The organism is Psychrobacter pasteurii, assembly GCF_900162815.1.
Taxonomy (GTDB): Bacteria; Pseudomonadota; Gammaproteobacteria; order Pseudomonadales; family Moraxellaceae; genus Psychrobacter; species Psychrobacter pasteurii.
The window spans coordinates 1-4,523 of sequence record NZ_FUGD01000130.1 but is presented as its reverse complement, the minus strand read 5'-3'; the positions used below and the strand labels follow the sequence as shown (position 1 = coordinate 4,523).

Annotated in this window: 4 protein-coding genes; all 4 read right to left on the bottom strand. The window is 42.7% G+C overall.

Annotated elements, in window-relative coordinates:
• Positions 1 to 382 precede the first annotated feature (382 nt).
• The gene (locus tag A1232T_RS11575; protein WP_077449558.1) at positions 383 to 1,222 is read right to left on the bottom strand and encodes a sulfite exporter TauE/SafE family protein; all 840 of its coding nucleotides are present in this window, start codon (positions 1,220 to 1,222) and stop codon (positions 383 to 385) included.
• A gap of 58 nt (positions 1,223 to 1,280) precedes the next feature.
• Positions 1,281 to 1,784, bottom strand: a complete 504-nt coding sequence (locus A1232T_RS11570; RefSeq protein WP_077449557.1) for a flavin reductase family protein — start codon at positions 1,782 to 1,784, stop codon at positions 1,281 to 1,283.
• A 161-nt stretch (positions 1,785 to 1,945) separates the two neighbouring features.
• On the bottom strand, positions 1,946 to 2,974 hold the full coding sequence (locus A1232T_RS11565) for a methionine synthase (protein ID WP_077449556.1): 1,029 nt from the start codon (positions 2,972 to 2,974) through the stop codon (positions 1,946 to 1,948).
• A gap of 57 nt (positions 2,975 to 3,031) precedes the next feature.
• Complete coding sequence (locus tag A1232T_RS11560; protein ID WP_077449555.1) at positions 3,032 to 4,039, bottom strand: DUF1852 domain-containing protein; 1,008 nt, start codon at positions 4,037 to 4,039, stop codon at positions 3,032 to 3,034.
• Between the last annotated feature and the right edge of the window lie 484 nt (positions 4,040 to 4,523).

Below are 4,523 nucleotides of genomic sequence, written 5' to 3'. Positions count from 1 at the left end.
TGTCGGTAAATCTTGATTTTTTCATGTCGAAATCTCCTGCTAGTATTTTAGCAGTTAGTTTCTGCTTTTACGTGTTATTATTTTTTGGGGTGATTACCATAAATATTGATTTTAAATTAGTTTTTTAAGAAGTATTTTAGGTAGCTGAGTATGAAACTTTATTACTCCAAAATGTAACTATAAGGTATAGGCAATGCTATTGAGTATGATACTTTATCATTTTTCACTCAAAATACGAAGTAATAAAATCAAGGGTTTAGCTTAATCTCAGTATGATACTTTATTACTCGCTGACATTAGCAAAAGCCCCTGTCAGGATTCTGGCAGGGGCTTTTTATACTTATGGTTGAGAGCTTTGAGTCTAGTGTATTAAGGAGTAAGCTTAACGCAGCCCTTTATAAAGGAAATAGCAGCCCACAATTGTCAGCAGTACCGAAAAGCATTTTTTGAGCATCGCAGGGGACAGGATATGAGCAACTTTTGCACCCAGCTTGGCGGTAAAAAAGCTCATGACACTGATCCCTAAAAAGGCGTAGATATGTACGAAGCCGATGGTATTGGGCACATCAATTTTTTGCTGCATACCAAAGAACATAAAGCCTAGTGCGCCCGCAATAGCAATGGGCAGGCCACAGGCAGCTGAAGTACCGACCGCTTTTTGCATGACCACCCCATAACGGGTTAAGTAAGGCACAGTTAAGCTACCGCCGCCAATACCGAAGATGGCTGAGGCTATACCAATCACGCCGCCTGCTGCTAACTGTTTTGGTGTTGAAGGCAATGCTATTTCATTAAACTGGGTATCTTGATCTGCAGTATTAGAGGTACTTGAAGCTGTCTGATTTTTGGCTTTAGCAAACATTCTATAAGCGACCCAAAGCAGGAAGATACCAACAATAATTTGCAGATGAATACCAGAGATTAATCCTGCTACGCCTGCACCAAAAAAACAACCAAGCGCCATGCCTGGGGCTAGATTTTTAAACACCGGCCACATGACTGACCCTTTTGTATTGTGGGCCATTAATGAGCTGATAGAGGTGACAATAATAGTCGCCAAAGAGGTGCCTAATGCCAGATGCATAACAACATCTGGGCTATAACCCATTTGGGTAAAGACAATGAACAGGAGCGGCACGATAATAGTTCCACCGCCCACGCCAAATAGCCCAGCAGCAAATCCTGCTAGAGCACCGATTACTAAAAAAGTGATTAATTCCACGGGATTTTTTCTTCTCGGTTAAAGGGTTAGAGTATTTTTAGTTATGCCCTGACTTAACTTAACGGCTTTCTACCAGACCCACTTGGTGATAAGAGCGATTGAAATAAACTAGGCTTTCAGTCCCTGCATCATGTCGTTCAGGCTGTCTAATAGCGACAACACGGCACATAAAGACACTGTGAGTACCCACTTCTTGAGTTTGCTCAATTTCACAGTCAAAGCTAACCAAAGCATCCTCTAAAATAGGGGAGCCCGTTTTTAGCTCACCCCAAACGCCCTTTTTGAATCGCTCTTCTGAGGGTAAAGGGGAAGCAAAGGTATTGGAGACTTCCTCATGCTGTGCTCCTAAGACATTGACACTTAAGGTTTTATTTTCGACAAAATACTCATGTGATCGAGCAGATTGATTCATACAAACCAGTAAAGTGGCTGGTGTGTCGGTAACACTACAGACCGCAGAAGCGGTAAATCCATGACGACCAGAAGGGCCTTTGGTAGTGACAACATTCACTGCTGTCGTTAACAAAGACATGGCATTTCTAAAGTCGGTGGCTTCAATCATCACTTAAATCCTAAATTTCAATTCTATATGTACGGATATAGTCGCACTCATTGACGTCTACTTCAAGGCAGGTAGGCACAAGTAAGCAATATAATCCTGAATAAGGCGAGTTTAACACGACCGCTGACGTTTATGAGCGAGACTATAGGTACAGATAAGAGTTAGGTCGTTAATTCTTGACGGATGATTGCGGTGCCGGCACTCAGAGCTCGAAGTTTGCCTCTGGCGACTTGGCGAGATAAGGGGGTCATGCCACAGTTGGTTGAAGGGTACAGCTTATCAGCCTCCACAAACTTTAGAGCTTTTCTTAGCACGCCCGCTACTTGCTCTGGGGTTTCAATGGTATTGGTAGCCACATCAATAGCCCCCACCATAACTTTTTTACCGCGAATCAGTTCAATCAAATCCATGGGCACACGTGAGTTGATGCACTCAAGTGAGACGATGTCGATGGCAGATTGCTGCAGTTTAGGAAACACCTCTTCGTATTGACGCCATTCTGAACCTAAGGTTTTTTTCCAGTCGGTATTGGCCTTGATCCCATAGCCATAGCAGATATGGACCGCAGTCTCACATTTTAGACCTTCAATGGCGCGCTCTAAAGTAGCGATGCCCCAGTCATTAACCTCATCGAAAAAAACGTTAAAAGCCGGTTCATCAAATTGGATTATATCCACACCAGCGGCCTCTAACTCACGGGCTTCTTGGTTTAGAATGGTGGCAAACTCCCAAGCTAATTTTTCGCGGCTTTTATAATGGCCATCATATAGAGTATCCACCATAGTCATCGGACCAGGTAGAGCCCATTTAATCGGCTGATCGGTTTGTTGACGTAAAAACTTAGCATCTTCTACAAACACTGGCTTTTGACGGCTAACCGCTCCGACTACTGAAGGCACGCTGGCCTCATAGCGATCACGAATCTTGACAGTTTCACGGTTTTCAAAGTCCACACCATCAAGATGCTCGATAAAAGTGGTCACAAAGTGCTGGCGGGTTTGCTCACCATCGCTGACGATATCAATCCCAGCGTGACTTTGCTCTTGTAAGGTTAAACGTAGGGCGTCTTGCTTGGCTTCAATCAGGGCATCGCCTTCTAGTTTCCAAGGAGACCAAAGCTTTTCAGGTTCTGCCAACCAAGAAGGTTTGGGTAAGCTGCCTGCGGTTGAAGTCGGTAGTAATAGGGCCATGATGACTCTCTTTTCTATTTTGATTATTTTTAAAGGATATAAGGGTTAAGCCCTTAGTTAAGCGGCCTGTTTTTCAGGCGTAGCAGAGGTCACATTAAAGTTTGCTGCCCACTCATCAAGAATGTCTTGGTAAGGCTTAATAAACTGCTCTTCGGTGAACCTGCCTTGTTTTACTGCCAGTTGACTGCGCTCTTCACGGTCATACACCACTTGAGTTAGCGAGTAATCTTGGTAGTTTAAGCTGGGCTGATACACTTCACCGGCCGCTGAGTTGGCGTTATAAATCTCAGGACGATAGATCTTTTGGAAAGACTCCATGGTGCTGATGGCACTGATTAACTCAAGATCTGTGTAATCGGTTAATAAGTCACCTGAGAAATAAAAGGCCAAGGGCGCGGCACTGTTTTGTGGCTTGAAGTAGCGTACTTTTAAGCCCATTTTGTGGAAATACCCATCCGTTAATGAGTATTCATCTTGTCTGTATTCCACGCCTAATACCGGATGCTGATTGGTGGTGCGGTGATAGGTCTTGGTGGTAGACACACTTAAGCAAATCACAGGCTGCTTTTTGAACTGAGCTTTATAAGCCTCTGAATTCAATAGGTGCTGAAACAGTTTGCCGTGCAAATCACCAAAGCTTGCTGGTGGCGGCGTGTTTGGATTCTTCTCAAAATGCTCGGGTAGAACGACACTGAAGTCGTAGTCACGCACATACGAGGAGAAGCTGTTACCAATCATGCCTTCAATACGGGTGTTTTCTTTGTGGTCGACAATGGTGGTTTGCAGGGTTTCGATAACTGGGAACGTCTTACCATTGCCTTCGATATCTAAGTCTGCTGAGATAATATCTACCTCAACAGAATAGCGGTCAGCATTTGGATTGTCCCAATGTGCCAAAGCGTTAAAGCGATTGTTGATCATAGTTAAGGCTTTACGCAGATTCTCCTGACGGCTTTCACCACGGGCTAAGTTTGCAAAGTTAGTGGTTAGGCGTGTGCTGTCTGCTGGCTTATAGTTCTCATCAAAACGAATCTTTGAAATCGAATATGTAAATTTATTACTCATAATATTTGCCACCCTAATTGTTCAAGATAAAACCAAATTTGTGTATGAGATGAATCATACCCAAGGCTTTACATGAATAAAAACGATTAAATTTAAGCTAAAGATGAATAAAATTCATTGTTGTGGTTGTTTTTAATGATTCATGCACAGGTTTTAAGTTAAATATAGAGAAAGGCTAGGGGAAGCTTTGAAAGATACGCATTAGACCTAAGCCTTTAGTTATAAGGGCTTACAGTATTAGATACTTAATATTGAGTAAAGCAAGGCACTTAAAAAATAAGCGGTAAGATTAGAGATAAATTCAGATGGTATATTTGGGCAAAAAAGGCTAAATTTGCCCTGTCTTGAGCCAGACTCAGCTTGTTATGAGTAAATGTCAGCGTATTAGGACTTACGCAAAACCAGAGATATATTGCCAACCTAAAGCATAGCGTAGTACCATAATAGTCATGAAGAAGCCTAAAATAACCCGACTAGATTATTG